Source organism: Enterobacter sp. ECC-175, from assembly GCF_043968675.1.
Taxonomy (GTDB): Bacteria; Pseudomonadota; Gammaproteobacteria; order Enterobacterales; family Enterobacteriaceae; genus Enterobacter.
The window spans coordinates 906,835-926,045 of record NZ_CP143776.1; the positions used below are offsets into that span (position 1 = coordinate 906,835).

18 protein-coding genes are annotated in these 19,211 nt (G+C 57.4%); 10 read left to right on the top strand and 8 right to left on the bottom strand.

Annotated elements, in window-relative coordinates; genetic code table 11:
* Window positions 1-264 precede the first annotated feature (264 nt).
* Window positions 265-1,257, top strand: coding sequence for a lysozyme inhibitor LprI family protein (locus V1599_RS04315; RefSeq protein ID WP_112012145.1), 993 nt, complete (start codon window positions 265-267; stop codon window positions 1,255-1,257).
* Between the two features lie 38 nt (window positions 1,258-1,295).
* On the opposite strand, the gene V1599_RS04320 is transcribed toward V1599_RS04315, so the two are convergent.
* Genes V1599_RS04320 through V1599_RS04350 form a run of 7 tightly spaced genes read right to left on the bottom strand, consistent with a single transcriptional unit; the run spans window position 1,296 to window position 7,537 of the window.
* Window positions 1,296-3,392 carry a flagellar biosynthesis protein FlhA gene (locus V1599_RS04320; RefSeq protein ID WP_395301068.1) on the bottom strand — a complete coding sequence of 699 codons (2,097 nt, stop codon included), beginning with the start codon at window positions 3,390-3,392 and terminating at the stop codon, window positions 1,296-1,298.
* Window positions 3,379-4,515 carry a flagellar biosynthesis protein FlhB gene (gene flhB / locus V1599_RS04325; protein WP_297122592.1) on the bottom strand — a complete coding sequence of 379 codons (1,137 nt, stop codon included), beginning with the start codon at window positions 4,513-4,515 and terminating at the stop codon, window positions 3,379-3,381. Before flhB ends, V1599_RS04320 begins: the two co-directional genes overlap by 14 nt.
* Window positions 4,512-5,285, bottom strand: a complete 774-nt coding sequence (gene fliR, locus V1599_RS04330) for a flagellar biosynthetic protein FliR (RefSeq protein ID WP_112012148.1) — start codon at window positions 5,283-5,285, stop codon at window positions 4,512-4,514. Before fliR ends, flhB begins: the two co-directional genes overlap by 4 nt.
* A 6-nt stretch (window positions 5,286-5,291) precedes the next feature.
* Entirely contained in the window at window positions 5,292-5,564 is a 273-nt protein-coding gene (gene fliQ, locus V1599_RS04335) for a flagellar biosynthesis protein FliQ (RefSeq protein ID WP_045328838.1), read from the bottom strand.
* A 2-nt stretch (window positions 5,565-5,566) separates the two neighbouring features.
* Window positions 5,567-6,319 carry a flagellar type III secretion system pore protein FliP gene (gene fliP, locus V1599_RS04340; RefSeq protein ID WP_395301069.1) on the bottom strand — a complete coding sequence of 251 codons (753 nt, stop codon included), beginning with the start codon at window positions 6,317-6,319 and terminating at the stop codon, window positions 5,567-5,569.
* Window positions 6,316-6,717, bottom strand: a complete 402-nt coding sequence (locus tag V1599_RS04345; RefSeq protein WP_112012150.1) for a FliM/FliN family flagellar motor switch protein — start codon at window positions 6,715-6,717, stop codon at window positions 6,316-6,318. Before V1599_RS04345 ends, fliP begins: the two co-directional genes overlap by 4 nt.
* Complete coding sequence (locus tag V1599_RS04350; protein ID WP_258458744.1) at window positions 6,710-7,537, bottom strand: FliM/FliN family flagellar motor switch protein; 828 nt, start codon at window positions 7,535-7,537, stop codon at window positions 6,710-6,712. The genes V1599_RS04345 and V1599_RS04350 overlap by 8 nt, the downstream gene beginning before the upstream one ends.
* Before the next feature lie 517 nt (window positions 7,538-8,054).
* Here V1599_RS04350 and V1599_RS04355 point away from each other — a divergent pair.
* Genes V1599_RS04355 through V1599_RS04395 form a run of 9 tightly spaced genes read left to right on the top strand, consistent with a single transcriptional unit; the run spans window position 8,055 to window position 17,047 of the window.
* Entirely contained in the window at window positions 8,055-9,086 is a 1,032-nt protein-coding gene (locus V1599_RS04355; protein WP_112012152.1) for a sigma-54-dependent Fis family transcriptional regulator, read from the top strand.
* Window positions 9,087-9,107: 21 nt separating this feature from the next.
* Window positions 9,108-9,482 (top strand): flagellar hook-basal body complex protein FliE, encoded by a 375-nt coding sequence (gene fliE / locus V1599_RS04360; RefSeq protein ID WP_297122545.1) that lies wholly within the window; start codon window positions 9,108-9,110, stop codon window positions 9,480-9,482.
* 9 nt (window positions 9,483-9,491) lie between these two features.
* Window positions 9,492-11,174, top strand: coding sequence for a flagellar basal-body MS-ring/collar protein FliF (gene fliF, locus V1599_RS04365; RefSeq protein ID WP_112012154.1), 1,683 nt, complete (start codon window positions 9,492-9,494; stop codon window positions 11,172-11,174).
* Window positions 11,143-12,177 (top strand): flagellar motor switch protein FliG, encoded by a 1,035-nt coding sequence (locus tag V1599_RS04370; protein ID WP_112012155.1) that lies wholly within the window; start codon window positions 11,143-11,145, stop codon window positions 12,175-12,177. Before fliF ends, V1599_RS04370 begins: the two co-directional genes overlap by 32 nt.
* A gap of 3 nt (window positions 12,178-12,180) precedes the next feature.
* Window positions 12,181-12,927: a flagellar assembly protein FliH gene (gene fliH / locus V1599_RS04375; RefSeq protein WP_112012156.1), complete on the top strand. Its 747-nt coding sequence runs from the start codon at window positions 12,181-12,183 to the stop codon at window positions 12,925-12,927.
* Window positions 12,920-14,239, top strand: a complete 1,320-nt coding sequence (gene fliI / locus V1599_RS04380; protein ID WP_112012157.1) for a flagellar protein export ATPase FliI — start codon at window positions 12,920-12,922, stop codon at window positions 14,237-14,239. Before fliH ends, fliI begins: the two co-directional genes overlap by 8 nt.
* A gap of 6 nt (window positions 14,240-14,245) precedes the next feature.
* Window positions 14,246-14,689: a flagellar export protein FliJ gene (fliJ, locus tag V1599_RS04385; protein ID WP_045328822.1), complete on the top strand. Its 444-nt coding sequence runs from the start codon at window positions 14,246-14,248 to the stop codon at window positions 14,687-14,689.
* Window position 14,690: 1 nt separating this feature from the next.
* Window positions 14,691-16,076, top strand: coding sequence for a glycosyltransferase family 2 protein (locus V1599_RS04390; RefSeq protein ID WP_395301070.1), 1,386 nt, complete (start codon window positions 14,691-14,693; stop codon window positions 16,074-16,076).
* 35 nt (window positions 16,077-16,111) lie between these two features.
* Window positions 16,112-17,047, top strand: a complete 936-nt coding sequence (locus tag V1599_RS04395) for a hypothetical protein (RefSeq protein WP_181573251.1) — start codon at window positions 16,112-16,114, stop codon at window positions 17,045-17,047.
* A gap of 44 nt (window positions 17,048-17,091) precedes the next feature.
* Here V1599_RS04395 and V1599_RS04400 read toward each other — a convergent pair whose 3' ends face one another.
* On the bottom strand, window positions 17,092-19,173 hold the full coding sequence (locus tag V1599_RS04400; RefSeq protein ID WP_395301071.1) for a glycosyltransferase family 9 protein: 2,082 nt from the start codon (window positions 19,171-19,173) through the stop codon (window positions 17,092-17,094).
* Between the last annotated feature and the right edge of the window lie 38 nt (window positions 19,174-19,211).

Here is a 19,211-nt window from a genome sequence, read left to right on the forward strand (position 1 = left end):
TTAACGGCAGAACCTTATTTAAGAGGATTGCTTCTCCTTTTTAACATCCACAACATTATTCACAACAGAAAGATCGAATTTGCAGTTACCGCTTTATGGGTAAATAGGTTACAGGCACGTAAAATACCGAAAGGACGATGAGGTAAAACCGGCTGTGAATGCCGCTCGATCCCTGCGTGATATAAGTCTGGTGAATGGTTTATATTGCAAACCGGCGTCGCCTTCGCCACAATAGCCGCCCTTTTGAATAAAACTTGAGCAGAGATGAGCCGTCGTATTTTTAGCAGCCTGTTTTTCCTGACATTATTTTTCTGCGGCAGCGCCATGGCAGTCAATTGCCAGCGGGCCGTTACGCCCCTGGAAAACACGATTTGTAATAACGACAATCTGCACTGGCTGGACAGCACGCTGTCGGTCATTTACAACCAGGCGATCCTGCGCGAGAACGTCGAGCACATCGACAAAAAGTATTACGAGTGGGAAAAGCTGCTGGAGAAATGCACTTCGGATGCCTGCATCGAACGTGCGTACTACGCCGGGATCAGCGCCATCTCTGATACCAACCGCGACTTCAAGTGGGAAGGAAAGTGGTGGAACATGCTGGCGCCCAACATGAGCGGCGGCGTGATCCAGTTCAGCCGAAACGCCCAGTGGAGCGTAACGCTCGACATTCGCGCCTGGGCGGGGCTTAACCACGACGAATTTACCGCGGAAGCGCGCCGCCTGTACGGCATGCTGGTGGTGGAAAAGGTGGTCGATACCAGCAACTGCAAGGCGCTGCTGATCCCGCGAAAAGACGACTATTTGCAGGTTTACAGCAACACCGACTGGGGCTGCCGTTTATCCATGCCGACGGGCGTTTTCCTCGACGGTGCCTACAAGCTCTCCGACACCGACCCCCGGCCAAAGGCCACGCTGCTGTCGCTGGGAATTTTTCCGGACGCCGCGCTGGATGACAAATTCCGCAGCCTGGTCGGCGCGGATTATCAAAATTTCGTCGACAGCGCCAACGTCTACATCTACCAGAATGATATCGATAATATCGGCGCCCGCGTGCTCTCCATGTGGGTTCAGGGGGCCGCGAACAGCCGCACGGCGATAATCATGTATACGCCAAAAGGGGAAATTTGGGCGGGACGCATCTCCCCCGTTAAGGGCGGCGGGCTGGAGCTGCACTACTACAGCACCGACGGGAACGACCAGCGCAAAATGCCGCGCACGCTGGCCGCCTGGAAGCTGCGCTTTCTCGATGAATAATCGCGCTAGCCTGCGCGCAGGCTAGCGCCGCGCCGACATTACGCCAGCGTCCCCACGATGGTTAAATCGGTTTCGTCCGGCACTTCGTTATAGGAAAGCACGTGCAGGTTGCTGGCAAACAGCCTGGCGTAGCGTGAAATCAGCGGCCGCAGCTGCGGCGTCACCAGCAGCAGCGGCGGCATTCCCTTCGCCTTCATCTGCTCCTGAATCACCGGCATGGTGTTCTGCAATTGCGTCAGTATGTTCGGATCGACGGCAAAGCTGTCCAGCGCCACTTTACCCGCCTGCTGCGCCTGGTTTAGCGCCCCAAGCAGGATATTTTCCAGCGCGTTATCGATGGTGTAGGCCGACAGCTTCTGGCGGTCGCCGTTAATGGCGTGAATGATCGCCCGGCGCAACGCATAGCGAACGTCTGAAGTCAGCAGGAGCGGGTCTTTGGTCACCGCCGAGCTCTCAAGCAGCGTCGAGGCGATGGTCACAATATCCTTCAGCGAAACCTGCTCCAGCAGCAGCTGGCGATAGACGCGAAGCAGCACGCTAAAGTTGAGCGCATTAGCGAGATCGTCCGCCAGCTTCGGCGCCTGCTGCGCCAGGCGCGCGTGCAGGTGCGTGATGTCGTCATAGTTAAACAGGTCCGGCAAATGCTCACGCGCGACCTTATTGACGTGCGTCGCCACCACGCTGGCACAATCCACCACCTGATAGCCATAGTTCAGCGCCGTTGCTTTCTGCTCGGGGTCGATCCAGACGATCGCCATTCCGTAGGCCGGATCGGTATCCAGCACGCCGTCAATTTCGCCGTACAATTCCGCCCCCGGGATCGCCATCAGCTTTTCGGCATACACTTCGCCCATCGCGGTACGGATGCCGTTGATGTAAATCGCGTACTGGGCGGGCTTCAGGCGGAAGTTCTCGCGCACGCGGATCTCGGGCAGCAGCACGCCGCACTGTTCGGATACCACCTGGCGAACGCCGCGTATGCGCTGGGAGAGCGGGCTGCCTTTCGCGGTGTCGATCAGCGACACCAGCTTATAGCCGAGGTTCAGGCCAATCGGCTCGACCAGCGGAATACTCTCCCAGCCGATGGTTGGCGTGGCGTCGGTGGCGAGCGCTTCGCTGATGGCGTCGTAATCGGCCTCCTTGCTGGCGGGCGCAACGACTTTGCTCTGCCGCCAGGCGGCAAACAGCAGCAGCCCGGTGAAGCAGAGGAAGGCGATGTGCGGCATGCCGGGCACAATCGCCAGCACGAACATGACGAACGCTGCGGTATACAGCACTTTCGGCTTCGCCAGCAGCTGCGCCTTGATTTCATCGCTTACGTCGTCGCCGTCGCTAACGCGCGTGACGATAATCGCCGCCGCGGTGGCCAGCAGCAGGGAAGGGATTTGCGCCGCCAGGCCGTCACCGATGGTTAGCAGAACGTACTGCTGGAAGGCGTGGCTGGCATCGAGATCGTATTTGAAAATCCCGATGCAAATCCCGCCGATGACGTTGATGACCAGCACCATGATCCCGGCGATGGCGTCCCCGCGCACAAACTTCGACGCCCCGTCCATCGCGCCGTAGAAGTCGGCCTCTTTCGCCACCTCTTTACGGCGATCCCGCGCCTGGTTCTGGTTTATCAGCCCGGCGTTCAGATCCGCGTCGATCGCCATCTGTTTGCCCGGCAGGGCGTCCAGCGTAAAGCGCGCCGACACTTCTGAAATACGCTCTGCCCCTTTGGTCACCACCACGAAGTTGATGATCATCAGGATGATAAAGACCACGAAGCCGACGACGAAATCGCCGCCGATCACCACCTGACCAAAGGCTTCGATAACCTTACCGGCCGCACCTTCGCCCTCGTGGCCGTGGAGCAGCACCACGCGGGTGGAGGCCACGTTCAGGGTCAATCGCATCAGGGTGGTGATCAGCAGCAGCGTCGGGAAGACGGCAAAGTCCAGCGGGCGCTGCATGTTGACCGCCACCAGCAGCACCACCACCGCCAGCGCGATGTTGAAGGTGAATAAGATATCCAGCATCAGCGGCGACAACGGCAGCATCACCATTGCCAGAACGCTAAGCAGGAGTATCGGAACGCCTACGCGTCCGTTGCGGAGTATGGCAAGCGTCTGCTGTAACTTACTGTTCGCCATCTGCTTTTAAGACCTCTTTTGGAATGTTTATCTGCCTGTTCAGGCGGGGTTTTTGTTCAAGCTGGCCGGTGCGCCAGGATTTAAGCTGCATGACGTAGGTCAGCACGTGCGCAATGGCGCGAAAAAGCTGCGCGGGGATTTGCTGGTTAACCCGCGTGGTGTGATAGACCGCGCGCGCCAGCGGCGGAAACTCTACGATTTCTATCTGGTGGGTGCGCGCCACGTCGCGGATGTGCAGGGCAATATCGTCCATCCCTTTCGCCACGATGTAGGGCGCTTCGGCTTTTTTCGGGTCGTATTTCAGCGCCACCGCGTAGTGCGTCGGGTTGGTAATAATGACGTCCGCATCCGGTACGGTGCGGTTGATTTGCCCCATCGCCATCTGGCGCTGCAGCTGGCGAATACGCCCCTTAATCTGCGGGTTACCGTCGTTGTTCTTATGCTCTTCCTTAACCTCCTGCTTGGTCATGCGCATTTTTTTGGTGAACATAAATTTCGCCAGCGGCACGTCGAGCAGGGCAAAGATGACGATCACGGTGATGAAGTAGACCAGCACGTGGTGCAGGATGCCAAACCCGTGATGAATGGCCTGGTTCAGGTTCAGGCGCTGCAGGTGCAGCAGCGGGTTCAGCGAGCTGTGAACCATGCTGTAGAGCACCGCCAGAATAATGCCGCACTTGAGCATCATCTTGCCGACGTCCACGTAGTGGCTGCTGGAAAACAGGCGCTTTGCGCCGCTGATAGGGCTGAGCTTTTTGAAGTCAGGCTTGAGCTTTGAAACGGTAAACATCCAGCCGCCGGGCACCAGGCTTGCCAGGATGCAGGCAACGGGGATCGGCACCAGCGTGCCGATAAAGCGGACGATCACCCACACGTTGAGCAGCAAGAACTGGCTTAGCGCCCCGTCGTCGTCGATGCGCCCGGCCATCATGCCGACCGCGTTAAACGACTCGCCGACCAGCTGCTTGTAGTAGGGGAAAAAGGTGCTCATGGTGATAAACGAGGCCAGCAGCCCCACTGCCATGGTGAGGTCTTTCGAACGCGGCAGGTCCCCTTTTTCACGCGCCTTACGCAGCTTTTGCGCTGTGGGTTTTTCGCTTTTATCGCCGCCGCCGGACATCAGTGCGTCCTCACGGCTTCAAGCCTGGCCAGAATGTCGTTGGTCAGGTTGAGATAGTGGTCGGGAATATTGGTCATCATCATCGAAATACAGAGCAGGCCAAACAGCATGCTGATCGGAAAGCCCAGCGAGAACAGGTTGAGCGTGGGCGATACGCGGTTCAGCAGCCCAAAGCCGCCCTGAACGATCAGCATCACAAAGGTGGTGGGAAGGGCGATAAGCGTCGCCGACGACATAATCCAGCCCAGGCTCTGAACGATAAGCAGCAGCGTCGGCCTGTTGATCGCCTGGCCGATAGGCCACCAGACGAAGCCCTTGTAGAGAATGGTTACCACCAGCAGGTGCCCGTCCATCACGAAAAACAGCAGGCCGCAGAAGGTGTAAATCATCTGCGAAATCACGGTGGTCGAACTGCCGTTCACCGGGTCGTTCATCATCGCCATGCCGAGGCCCATATTCATGGAAAGAATATGCCCGGCGGTTTGCAGGGCCACGAAAACCAGCTGCATCGCCATGCCAAACAGCATGCCCCACATCAGCTGTTCGCCCGTCAGCAGGATTGTGCGCATCGACATCAGTTCGGTAATCAGCACTTTTTCCGGCAGCATCGGCGTGATGATGACGGCGAGCGCGAGGGCGAGAACGGTTTTAATGCGTCGGCTAAAGGCGCGGTTGTCCAGCACCGGGCAGAAGTGCAGAAACGCGAGTACGCGAAAGAAGGGGAAGACCAACGCCAGCAGGGGGTTAATCAGCGTATGAATATCAATACCCATCGCCCGCTAGCCCACCAGCGCCGCCGCCTGCTGAAAAATATTGACGGTGAAATCCACCAGCTGGGTAAGCATCCATTTACCGCCAATAATCAGCACCGCCAGGGTCACCAGAAGGCGCGGCAGGAAGCTTAGCGTTTGTTCGTTAATTTGCGTGGTCGCCTGAAAAATACTGACGCACAGGCCGACGATCAGGCTCGGCACAATCGCCACGGCGGAGATAATCAGCACCAGCTTGATGCCGGTGGCCATGATGTCCCCGGCGATATCCATCGTCACCATCGCTAAAGCCCCTGCACGCTGGAGGTGAGCGTACCGACAATCAGCGTCCAGCCGTCGCACAGCACGAACAGCATCAGCTTGAAGGGCAGCGACACGATCAGCGGCGACAGCATCATCATCCCCATCGCCATCAGGATGCTGGCAACAATCAGGTCAATGACCAGGAAGGGAATGTAGATCATAAAGCCAATCTGGAACGCGGTTTTCAGCTCGCTCAGGAGATAGGCCGGGGTCACGACCGTGAGGTCCTGCTCTTTCGGGTCGCCCGACACGCCTGCAATCGACATCATCTGCGACATCGCCTTACTGCTGGTCTGCGCCAGCATAAAGTGCTTCAACGGCACCTCCGCCTTGCCGAACGCCTGCTTCAGGGTGATTTCGTCATTCTGAAACGGCACGACGGCGTCCTGGTAGATCGTGGTCCACACCGGGCGCATCACCAGCAGCGTCAGGGCCAGCGCGATGCCGGTCAGGATCTTGTTCGGCGGGCTTTGCTGCAGCCCGAGCGCCTGGCGGAGGATCGCCAGCACGATGATGAACCGGGTGAAGCAGGTCATCATCATCAGCATCACCGGGAGCAGGCCCAGCAGCGTCATCAGGATCAGGATTTCAATTTTGACGTTGTAATCCTGGCCGCCTTCCGTCGTCGCCGAGCTGAACAGCGTGATATCGCCGTTGGCCGCCAGCAGCGAAGGGGAAACGAGCAGTCCCCCCAGCAGCAGCCACGGCAGCGCGGCGCGAAGTGGTGCCCTCATCGCGTTAACTCGCCCAGCTCTTTGCTGTTGAACTCCAGAATGCGCAGGCCGTATTTGTCGTTAAGCACCACGGCTTCCGCCTTACCGAACAAAATGCCGTTCACTTTAATATCCAGCGGCTCGCCCGCCATTTTGTCCAGCTCCACCACCGAGTCGTGGCCTACGGTCATCAGCTCGGCCAGCGACACCTCAACGGAGGCCACTTCCAGCGTCAGGGTGACGGGAATGCGGCTAAACAGCGCCATTTTGCGCAGGTCGTCGATGGCCGCCGGGGATTCAGGCTCGGCCTGAATATCCATACGAATATTCCCCTCGACGGTCTCTTCCCGCGGCATGTCGCCGAGATTCAGGTCGCCAAAATCCAGGGACTGGCTCAGGTCTTGTTGCAGATCACTCATAATGCTTCTCGATGGTTCTGTCGTTTAATTCACAGAGGAATAACTTGCCGCTATCTTCAGCGATTTTGGCGTCAAAAATCTGTTCTTTACCGATATATACCGGAACATTGCTATTAATATTGACCGGGATGATGTCTCCGGGCTGGATTTTGGCCAGCTGGGCCACGGTCAAATTGAGGCTGGCAACCTGGCCATTCAGCTTCAGCGGCAGGCCGTAAAACATCTTCTCAATCTGCGCCCGGGTAGGCGGCTGCTGGCGAGCCGATGCGTTATCTGCATCGGGCGAACGCAGTCGCGCCAGCATTCGGTCAACGTGGGCGTTATCAAACAGCAGTGTGAAGCTGCCCTCGTCGTAGCCTTCCAGCGTAAACGTCACGCACCAGGACCACTGGTTGATCACCGTGGTGTTATCGCTTTTAACGTCAAACTCTTCGCCGAAGATCTCTTTATCGATTAACAGCCGGGTCAGGTCCAGACCGATTTTATTTTTTAAGCGGTCTTCCGTTTTGGTCACGGGCTGATCGATATCCAGCGATTTATTGCGGCTCTCTTTTCCCAGTCCGTAATAATCGTGAAGAATTTGTAATAACAACGTTCGTTCAATATTAAAAGCAATCGAACCTAACGGTGTGGCAAATATTTGGGTGTTTTTATAATGTTTATCGATGGCATAGGTCATCGATTTTAGCGCCACGTTAACGCGCAGCTTTTTAAGAAAATAAATACTTAAGCGCGCGTCGAAAATATCAAAACTGTCGTTCATCATTTTCGGCAGTTTATGCCACGGACGCCCAAGCTTGCTCACGTCGAGTTTTACCATATCGGGGAGCGCCTGACGTTGGTAGATTCTGATTCTCTGAGGAGCTGCTGGCATAGGTCTTCCGGATCACACACGCCCTAAGCGTAAAATAGCTTATCGGCATAATAAATATTTAAGTTTTTGGTGACCGTGTCGCTTTATCAGTGAGTCGGTCTCTTTTCCTGTAAAGGCTGATTACAGAGAGCCTTTATTAGGGATAGGCATTAGACGCTGATAGGCTTTCATAATCAAGATGCCTTCCATTATTAATTCGTTATTTCAGGCCAATTAATATGCATTAATTATTTCTGTAACTGCATGATATTTATAGATTAAAGTTTTAATACCCATTAAAAACAAGACAATTCCTAACGGGGCGTTATACTGCGCGTCAGTCATGAGTCTCCGGCGTTGAAAATACCGGATTAATTCATATTATCTCTATTCGAATACACGCCCTTAGCTATGTGCCGTAAATGGCGCATAAGGCATGTATGCGCCCTGAGTTAACAATTAGCTTAAATGTTGGTGAGTTGTTATGAGTATTGTTATTGAACATGAAGCCCGTAATGAAAATGGATTTATTGCCAGCGCGCCTGAAAGCATAAATGTATTTTCATTAGCACGTCGTGTTGCGAAATATAATGTGTCGGTACTCATTACGGGCGAAACGGGTACAGGGAAAGAGTGTGTTTCCCGCTACATTCATGAAAACGCCCTCGGAGCCGATGCGCCTTACGTTGGCGTTAACTGCGCCGCTATTCCTGAAAGCATGCTCGAAGCCATTTTATTCGGCTACGAAAAGGGTGCATTTACCGGCGCGGTGACAAGCGTTGCCGGTAAATTTGAACAGGCAAACGGCGGTACGTTACTGCTGGATGAAATTGGCGATATGCCGCTGGCGCTGCAGGCGAAATTACTGCGCGTGTTGCAGGAGCAGGAGGTTGAGCGCCTCGGCAGCCATAAAAAAATCCCGCTGGATATTCGCCTGGTGGCGTCCACCAATAAAGATTTGCAGCAGGAAATTGCCGAAGGTCGTTTTCGCCAGGATCTGTTCTACCGTATTTCGGTCGTGCCGATTCATATCAAACCGCTGCGCGAGCGCCGTCTGGATATTATTCCGATGGCAATGCGGTTTATCGCCAAATATAAAGCGTTCCACAAGGGCAACGTTCGTCTGAGCGAAGAGGCGCGACACGCGCTGCTGACCTATGACTGGCCGGGCAACGTGCGCGAGCTGGAGAACGTGATCCAACGCGGGATGATCCTGAGCAACGGCGAAGAGATCACCGCCAATGACTTTGGCCTGCCGACGCTCGCGCCGCTCGCAACCTTAGACGGCGTTGACGTGATGCCCGCCTACCGCGAGCAGCAGGCTGCGCCAGCGGCCATCAGCAACGTCAAGCTGCATGGCCGAATGGCGGAATATCAATACATCATCGAACTGCTGAAGCGCCATAACGGCAATAAATCTAAAACCGCCGCGTTTTTAGGGATTACGCCCCGCGCGCTGCGCTACCGGCTCGCCTCCATGCGCGAAGAAGGTATCGATATCGAATGCTACTCATAACGGGCGCCCGAGACTAACACTATGGACAAAATTACCGCTATCGGCCTGCACGCCAGCCAGCAGGCGATGCTGGACAGAATGCGCAACGCCGCCGCCGTGGCCGCCTCAGGCTCAACCGGCAGCGCGGGGTTCATCGCGCCGGGCGCTTCCCTTTCCGGCGTCACCGGCGCGCGCGACCTCTCTTTTTCGCAGGTTCTGAACAACGCCATCGACAACGTCGACGCCTTGCAGCATTCCGCGGGGGCGAAGCAAAAGGCGATTGAGCTTGGGCAAAGCGACGATCTGGCCGGGGCGATGATTGAATCGCAAAAAGCCAGCGTCGCCTTCTCCGCCATGATGCAGGTCCGTAACAAGCTCACCACTGCGCTAGACGAAGTGATGAATACTCCGCTGTAAGGTTTTCCCGTGCTGACTAAGTTAAAAGAAAGATTTTCTGCCTTACCCGTCCCGACCGGGCGCATTAAACCGCAGTGGCTGATGGCCGCGGGCGGCGTGGCGCTGGTTGCGGCAATCGTGTTTTCCCTGTGGCGCAGCAATCAGGGCTACGTGGCGCTGTACGGCAGCCAGGAAAAGCTGCCCGTCGCGCAGGTGGTTGAAGTGCTGGGGGCGGAATCTATCGCCTACCGCATTAACCCCGACAACGGCCAGATTCTGATCCCGGAGGACAAGCTCCCGCGCGCGCGCATGGCGCTGGCGGCGAAAGGCATTACCGCCGTGATGCCGGACGGCTACGAGCTGATGGATAAAGAAGAGATGCTCGGCAGCAGCCAGTTTGTTCAGAACGTGCGCTACAAGCGCAGCCTGGAAGGCGAGCTGGCGCGCAGCATCATGGCGCTGGATCCGGTTGAAAACGCGCGCGTGCATCTGGGGCTGAGCGAGTCCAGCTCGTTCGTGATGACCAACAAGCCGCAGAGCAGCGCGTCGGTGATGCTGCAGCTGCGCTACGGCAAGCACCTGGACGAGCAGCAGGTGGCGGCGATCGTCCAGCTCGTGGCGGGCAGCGTGCCGGGCATGCAGCCCGCCAGCGTGCGCGTGGTGGACCAAGCCGGCACGCTGCTGTCGGAAAATGCCCAGCAGGGCGGCACCAGCATGGCGAGCATTCGCCAGAGCCGCGACGTCATCGACCGCATCAAAAATGAAACCACCAACAACATCGCCGGGCTGCTCGCACCGCTGTTCGGCAGCGAGAACTTCCGCATCAGCGTGACGCCAACCGTCGACATGAGCAGCGTGGAAGAGACGCAGGAGCGTCTGGGCAAAGAGCCGCAGATCAGCGACGAAAATATCTCTCGCGAAAACACCACCAACGAGCTGGCGCTGGGGATACCCGGCTCGCTCAGCAACCGCCCGGTCAATCAGCCGACCGCCGTGACGCCGCCGATGGCAGCCAATCAGCAGACGGCGCAAACCCAGACGCAGACCAGCAATCCCAGCTCCCTTTCGAACCGCAGCCAGGAGCAGCGCAAATACGCGTTTGACCGCGATATTCGCCACATCCGCCACCCCGGCTACAAGCTGGAAAAGCTGCGCGTGGCGGTGGCGCTCAACCAGGCGGCCGCGCCGCTTGCCAACATGACGCCGGAACAGCTCACCGCGCTAACGAAGCTGGTTGAGGATGCCGCAGGCATTGAAAAAGCGCGCGGCGACTCCCTGACGCTGGACAGGCTGGCCTTTATCGACAGAACGCCGGACGGCCTCCCGGAGCTGAAATGGTGGCAGGACCCGAACATCCAGTACTGGGGGCAAAACGGCGGCATTGGCATGCTGATCCTGCTCACCCTGCTATTTGGCCTGCGCCCGCTGGCCCAGCGCTACGGGCGTCGTGAACCGGCCGAGCGGGCGGCAATCGAGGGCGGTGCGCAGAGCGAGGCGATTGAGAACAGCATGGTCACCACGGAATCTGGCCTGACGGGGCTGCCGGGCCCGGCATTCAACCAGGATACGGAACTGCCGCCGCAAAGCTCTGGCCTTGAAGCCAAGGTGGAGTACCTGCAGATGCTGGCGGAAAACGAAACTGAACGTATGGCAGAAGTCTTGAAACAATGGATCAACAGCAATGAGCGAACTGATAACAAGCAGCAGCAGTAAGGGCAGCACCGCGACGGGGCGCAGCCGGCTGGAGCAGGCCGCCATTTTGTTGCTCAGCGTGGGCGAAGAGGCTGCGGCTAAGGTGATGCAGAAGATGAACCGCGACGAGGTGATCCTGCTGAGCGACACCATGGCGCGTCTGCACGGCGTGAAGGTCGACCAGGCTCGCCACGCCATGAACAATTTTTTTGACGATTACCGCGAGCAGAGCGGCATCAACGGCGCGTCGCGCAGCTACCTGCGCGGCATTCTTGAGAAGGCGCTGGGCGGTGAAATTGCCGGCAGCGTGATCAACGGTATCTACGGCGATGAAATCCGCCACCGCATGGCGCGGCTGCAGTGGGTTGATATCCCGCAGCTTGCGGCGCTAATTGAGCAAGAGCACCTGCAGCTGCAGGCGGTGTTCCTCGCGTTTCTGCCGCCGGACGTGGCGGCGGGGGTGCTCAGCGCCCTGCCGCAGGAGCGGCAGGATGAAATCGTCTGGCGCATCGCCCGGCTGGACGACGTCAACCGCGACGTCATCAACGAGCTGGACCGCCTGATCGAGCGCGGCGTGTCGGTACTGTCCGAGCACGGTTCAAAAGTGGTCGGCATCAAGCACGCGGCCAACATTGTTAACCGCATTTCGAGTAACCAGCAGCAGCTGCTCAACCAGCTCCGCGAGCGCGATGCCGAGGTGGTGGACGAGCTGGAAGAGGAGATGTACGAGTTCTTCATCCTCAGCCGCCAGACCCCGGCGACCCTGCAGCGCCTGATGGAAGAGATTTCTATCGAAGAGTGGGCGATTGCGCTCAAGGGCACCGAGCCGGTGCTGCGTCAGGCCATTTTCAACGTCATGCCGAAGCGTCAGGTGACGTTGCTGCAATCCACCACCACCCGCCTGGGGCCGGTGCCGGTGAGCCGCATCGAGCATGTACGTAAAGAGATCATGGCGACGGTGCGCCAGCTGGCGGAAGAGGGCGAGATTCAGGTTCAGCTGTTCACCGAGCAAACCATGGAGTAACCCATGTACAAAAAACAGAGCTTACCGCTGAGCGCCCTGACCCCCAGCCGCCAGGCGGTGGTAAAACCGCGCCTGCATAAATTCCCGCCGCTGCGCAAGCGTCGCCCGGTGCAAAACCTCATCGACGACGCGCGCCAGGCGCTGGACGATGCCGCGCTGCAGTCGCAGCTGCAGCAGGGCTTTCAGGAAGGGCTGAACCGCGGCTTTGCCCAGGGCATGGAAGAGGGCAAAGAAGAGGGTTATCAGGAAGGGCTGCGGCTGGGGTTTGAAGAGGGCGTGCGCAAGGGCCGCTCCGAGGGCAAAACCCAGGCGCGCCAGCAGTTTCTTGAGGCCGCGCACCCCCTGGACAGCATCATCGCGTCGATGGAAACGTTCATGGCCAACTATGAACAGCGCCGCCGCGAAGAGCTTTTGCAGCTGGTGGAAAAAGTGACCCGTCAGGTGATCCGCTGCGAGCTGACGCTCCATCCCACGCAAATCCTCACCCTGGTGGAAGAGGCGCTGGCCGCGCTGCCGCAGCAGCCGGAGCAGGTGAAAGTCATGCTGAACAGCGAGGAACACCGCCGCATCAGCGAGGCCGAACCGGAGAAAGTGGCGCACTGGGGGTTGACCGCCGACCCGGACCTGGCGCCGGGCGAGTGCCGGGTGATCACCAATACCACCGAAATGGACGTGGGCTGCCAGCACCGCCTCGACCAGTGCATGGACGCCCTGAAGGCGAACCTGCTGCCGGAATCGCACGATGAGTGATCACGACTTCGAGCAGGTTTTACGCTCGCTGGAGAACATCAACCTCGCCCGCGTGGCCGGAAGGCTGGTGCGCGTGGCGGGTATTTTGCTGGAGTGCGTCGGCTGCCGCCTCGCCGTGGGCCAGCTGTGCCAGGTTGAAGGTGCGGACGGCGAGCTGATTGAGGCGCAGGTCGTCGGCTTTGATCGCGAAGTGACCTTCCTGATGCCCTTCAAACAGCCTGCCGGACTGATGGCGGGCGCGCGCGTTTATCCCATGGACAAACAGCACGGCGTGCTGATTGGCGACCAGTGGCTGGGCCGCGTGGTCAACGGCCTCGGCGAGCCGATTGATGATAAAGGCAAGCTGACCGGCGACACCGTGCTGCCGCAGCAGCTGCCGCAGGTGCATCCGCTAAGGCGCCAGCCGGTTGATGCGCCGCTCGACGTGGGCGTGCGGGCGATTAACGGCCTGCTGACCATCGGCAAAGGCCAGCGCGTCGGGCTGATGGCGGGCAGCGGCGTGGGGAAAAGCGTGCTGCTCGGCATGATCACCCGCTACACCCAGGCGGAGGTGGTGGTCGTGGGGCTGATCGGCGAGCGCGGGCGCGAGGTAAAAGAGTTTATTGAACACTCGCTGGGCGAAGCGGGGCGGCGCAAGTCGGTGATTGTCGCCGCGCCGGCGGACGAGTCGCCGCTGATGCGCATCAAGGCCACCGAGCTGTGCCATACCATCGCCAGCTACTACCGCGATAAAGGCAAAGACGTGCTGCTGCTGGTGGATTCCCTGACGCGCTACGCCATGGCGCAGCGCGAAATCGCCCTCTCGCTGGGCGAACCTCCTGCCACCAAAGGCTATCCGCCGTCGGCGTTTGGCCTGATCCCGAAGCTGGTGGAGAGCGCGGGCAACAGCGAAAGCTACGGCTCGATGACCGCCATTTATACGGTGCTGGCGGAGGGTGACGATCAGCAGGACCCGATCGTCGACTGCACGCGCGCCGTGCTCGATGGCCACATCGTGCTGTCGCGCCACCTGGCGGAGGCCGGGCACTATCCGGCAATCGATATTGGCCAGTCCATCAGCCGCTGCATGAGCCAGGTGACGCAGCAGGCGCATCAGCGCGCCGCGCGCACGCTAAAGCAGCTTTACGCTGAATATCAAAGCATTAAGCCGCTGATTCCGCTCGGCGGCTACGTGGCGGGGGCCGACCCGCTGGCCGACAAAGCGGTCAACCTCGCCCCGGCCATTACCCATTTTCTGCAGCAGGAGGTTCAGGATGCCGCACCGCTGGAGAAAACCATTGCCGACCTGAACGCGCTGGCGCAGGCAGGATAATTTCCGATGAGCAAACTGATTAACACGCTTGAACAGCTGCACCTGCTGCGTAACCGCGCGGTGCAGGATCTCAGCGCCCGGCTGGCCACGCAGCAGCAGCTGTGCCAGCGGCTGGAAAAGAACATTCACGCCCTGTCGAACCTGGCCAACAACACCGTGCAGGAGCTGCAGGGCGGCGCGACCATGCTCTGCAACCAGTCCGTCTACAAGCGCCACATTCAGCGCGTGATCGACTGGCAAAAGCAGGAGCAGGCGCTGGCGAACGTGGAGGCGCAGAAGCTGCAGGGCAACCTGCTGGCGGAGTCCCGCCGGGAGAAAAGCCTGGAGCTGGTGCTGGCCTCGCGCCGGGAAGCCCAGCGCCTTGAGCAGGAGCGACGCGATCAAAAAACCACCGACGCGGTATCGGCACAGTGCTGGCTGCGTCAACAACAGGCACAGCGACAGCGATAGTATGAGCAATCTGATGCAGACGCTGCTAAAACGCCAGCAGCAGAAAAAAACCTACGGCACCCCGTTCGTGAGCGTGGTTTGCCCCACCTGGAACCGCCGGGCGTTTTTGCCCTATCTGCTCTACATCTTCCAGTATCAGGACTACCCGGCCGACAGGCGCGAGCTGATTATTCTGGATGACTCGGCGCAGAGCAACGAAGACCTGATCGCCATGATGGTGGACCCTGCGGTGTGCACCGTGCGCTACGTTCACAGCCCGGAGCGGCTCGATCTGGGTAAAAAGCGCAACATGCTTAACGAGATGGCGAAGGGCGAGTACATCATCTGCTTCGACGATGACGACTACTATCCGCCGAACAAAATCAGCATGCAGGTGGCGGCGATGCAGCGCAACAACGCGCTGTTTTCCGGCAGCGACACCATCTACATCTGGTACAGCCACCTCGACAAGATTTACCGCACCCACGCGTTTGGGGAGCGCCACGCGCTGAACGGCACGTTTGGCTATCACCGCAACTTCCTGAAAAACCACCGCTATGATGACACCGCCACGCTGGCGGAAGAGCAGGCGTTTCTCAACAACTTCACCGCGCCGGTGCAGCAGATCGATCCGCGGGAGGCCATTCTGTGCATCTCGCACAGCGCCAATACCTACGACAAAGATTTTGTGCTCGGCTCCTGCACGCCCGTTGATCTGACGCTGGAGGATTTTGTCACCGACCGCAACCTGCTGAGCCACTACCGCCGCCTAAGCTCCGCGCCGCTCAGCGCCGCCGTGGACTGGCAGGCGTTTGGCAAGGTGGCGGTGATCTACGATCCCGAACGGCCAGAGATGCTGGAAGCCCAGCGGCAGAGCCTCGCTTCGCTGGGGTTAGGCGACGCGCAGCTGGTGCCCTTTGCCCGCACTCCTGACCACGGCGAGCTGGAGACGCACTGTGCGGTGCTGGAACAGGCGCAGCGCGAGCAGTGGCACAGCGTGGTGCTGATTGATGCGGCGGTGAAATACGTGCGCAAAGAGCACTCCCTCAAAACGGTGAACCGCCTGCTTGAGCGCCTGCCCCACATCGACTGGCAGGCGGTGGTGCTCGGCGGGCGTTACGACAACATTTCCGCGCTGAAGGCCCTGCCCGGCGTGGCGCGCGTGCTGAAGGGAGGCTGCGGATGCGCCTATGCGGTGAAGGGCGACTATATCCCCACGCTGCTTGACGTTTATCGGCAGGCACATCAGCAGGGGGCGGGCCTGGACGCCTGCTGGCCGCTGCTGATGCAGGCCCACTGCTGGCTGGGTCTACAGCCCAGCTTCGCTTTTTTACCCGAGATAAAAGATCCCGCAAGCGGCGACGTTATCGACTTTACCCACTGGTTTTTTCGCAAAAACTTTCAATGAGTATCGCCGCCACTGCCGCGGCTGGAGCAGCATGTATGGAACTGATAGAACACTACCAACCTGAATACGTGATTCGGTTTAACGCGCGGCAGGAGGCATGTAGCTGTCCGGCCTGCCAGGCCGCGTCCGGCGAGTGGCCGAAGACGCGCATCACGCTGGGCAACCAGCAGCGCGAGAGCCTTAACGCGGCCTGTGAAAGCGCCGCGCGTGAAATCCTCCTCAACCCGGACGCGTTTATGCTGCATGCCGGTGAGATCGAATCCGACGGCCACGAGCAGAACCCCTGGGACGAAGCCTTAAACCAGCAGTGTATCAATATGGCCGTGCATCCGGCGCTCGCGCTGGAGAGCAGCCTGTACGCCATCGGCGTGCTGCTCAGCAAAGCGCAGCGCTACGTGGAGGAGAACCAGCGCGATCCGCAGAACCTGAACGACATGGGCGAGCAGCTGGCGCAGCTGGCGGAGGCGGGCGTGTTAAGCGAGCAGCTCGCCCTGCTGCCGCCGATTGAGGTCAACCGAGTTGAGGCGCTGGGCGAGATGGGCGCGATGCGCCTGAATCTGAATCTTCCACCGATGCAGAAGATGATGTTCATGCTGAAGCTCAGCGAGCTGGCGGTAATGGAACCGGCTCGTCTGCAGGAGCGCCTGCGCGAGCTGGAGCAAAAGCCACTTCCTCTGCTGGAGGAGAAGCCCTGGATCCTGCGTAACGCGCTGATTTATCGTCTGTACGGAGAGGGAGTACCGGGGAACAGCGCCGACAACTACGGTGAAGCCCTGATGTCGCTTACCCGTCAGTTTTTCCAGTTGAAAATGCTGAGCGCGATGTGGCTGGAGGATAATCAGTCGCTAACGGAGGAGGTGTTTATCGTCCTGTTTAGCGCGTGGAGCAGTTGGCAAGCTCAGCAGCCACAGGCGGAAGACGCGAAACATACGGCAGATTACGTGCTGCTGCACGGGCTATCGTTAATTTAAAAAAAGGCGGCGTTTGCCGCCTTTTTTGTCACCGTGCTCGCGCATCAGAATGAAGGCGTATTCATTATAAAATCATCAGAATTGATAAATTCTTCAATATGAGCCCACCAGTCAGCATCGGAGAAATGGCTTAAACAGGCGTATTTTTTGCCGTTTGGGCACCACTCTGCAAACTGTTGCCCGTTTGGGAGGGCCCATTTTTTATGCAGCGTTTGCTTAAAGAACTTTTCATTCATAATCAGATGTCCGCACTGGCCATACTGGCAGCCCACATTTATACCCTGCGCATTCCAGCCTAAAACAGTATGCCTGTAGGGCAGACGGTACTGTGAGGGGATAATCGAATAGAGGGCGGATATTGCAATATCCGTATAGCCAGCGAGTGCGACCGGGCCTGAATCACAGGCAACCAGAAGCTGACAAAGGCTCATCAGGTAAATGGTTTGGGTAATGGAAAAGGCGTTGATCGCATTGAATGTGCCCGGTATTTCAAGGGGCATCGTTTTCCTGCTTTGATACTTGTTTTTATCGCTTCCAATAAATATAACCTGCCATCCAGCAGAGACAAAACGTTCCGCCAGCTTTTGCCAATGCTGCTTTGTCCATGTTCTGTTTGGTGCGCCAAGATTAGGATGTAGCAGAGCAACCTTGCCGCTGGTGATATGGTTATCGCGCATGAATTTTTCGACAGGCGCTTTATCAATGGCGTCAAAATCAAGTAACGCGCCTTTATCGGTATCCAGCGCGTCGCGGGTGACCTCACTGATAAATGCATCAGTCATATGGCACGCTGCGACAATTTGTTGCCATCTTTCGAAGAAATGCAGCAGCGAGAACCGGTTAGCCACTTCGATTTCAAAGTATTGCTCCGGCGTTAAGGCATGGATATCCCAATGCTCCACCCCAGAAGGGCTGTTGTCTATTAAATCGCGATAAAGTTTGTGAGTGACAAAAACAAATTTATCCTCAGGGAAGCGTTTTCTTAGCGCGTTTATAGCCCCCAGGCCATACACAATATCCCCCATCGATGCCGATGAATAAAATATCCTTTTGGCATTCCCTTCACGATGCCATCTTTCGATTTCATGCGTAAAGTGAATGTTTTCGTGCGGCAGATTGAACGTTGTGGTTAACGCCTCTTCTGGAATGGGTAATTCATCTTCTTCCTTCGTGGAAATGAGATGGCGTTCGCCTGGGTTATCCAGCACTGACAGATCGTCATCAAGCGTTGAGATAATATTTTTAGGATGAATGCCTAGCCATTGCAGGGCTGAAGGTGACAGACAGGTGGGAAGTTGATGAAAATAGTCACAGGCTGGCTGTAAAAGCGCGGCGTCATTATCCTGGTGCGATAATAAAAACAGGGAACTTTCGCCGCGTCGATTGCGAATTTTGAGTAGCAGCTCGTGAAGGGCTTTTCTATGAACCTCTGCCGTCATCGGGTGACGCGGCGCTATGCGCGAACAATAGTACACATTCTCCTGCGCGAACATCTCTTTTACCGTAGCGAACATCGTTTCGGGGATGCGGAAAATCGCCAGAAAACGCCGTTTCTGCTCATCTGAAAGCGCAGGGATAGTTTTTATCGGCAAATCCCGGGCAGCTGGGTCGCGTTTCTTGATGTAGTAAGCCGCGTCAAGAAAGTGATGCCATAAATAGCCGCAGCGCATTAATTCTGCGCTATTTCCCGTGAACCCCTTATTGCCGATAACCGCTTCACTCAGTTTCTTTCGCAGCGCGGTGTTGCTATCGGATGCAGCTCTTAATGCGTAGTCTCTGATGCTTGTTTCGTAAATGTGGGGTTTAATGATATGAATGTTGCGTTTGAAGAAGGTTGAAAAAATTACCAGGGCAAGACTGGCCGTGCTCGCCTCGACATGGACTTCAAGGGTTTCAACGTCATGATGGTTAAGCGTATTGGCTAAAGAGATCAGCGTATCGTTAAGATCGCCATCCTTATAGGCTATCTCGGAAATGCGGCAGGAGGGAATAGCTTGCGTATTAATATTTTTATGTTTTAAAACAAAAATACTTTCCCACTCTTCTGCGTCAGCTGAGTGAAGGCAGTTTGCAACCTGATGGCAAAAGTTAGACTGCGTGGTTTCGATAAAAATTCTAATTTTCACGACGTATTATCTTCAGCTTATTCTGTCTATAAATACTT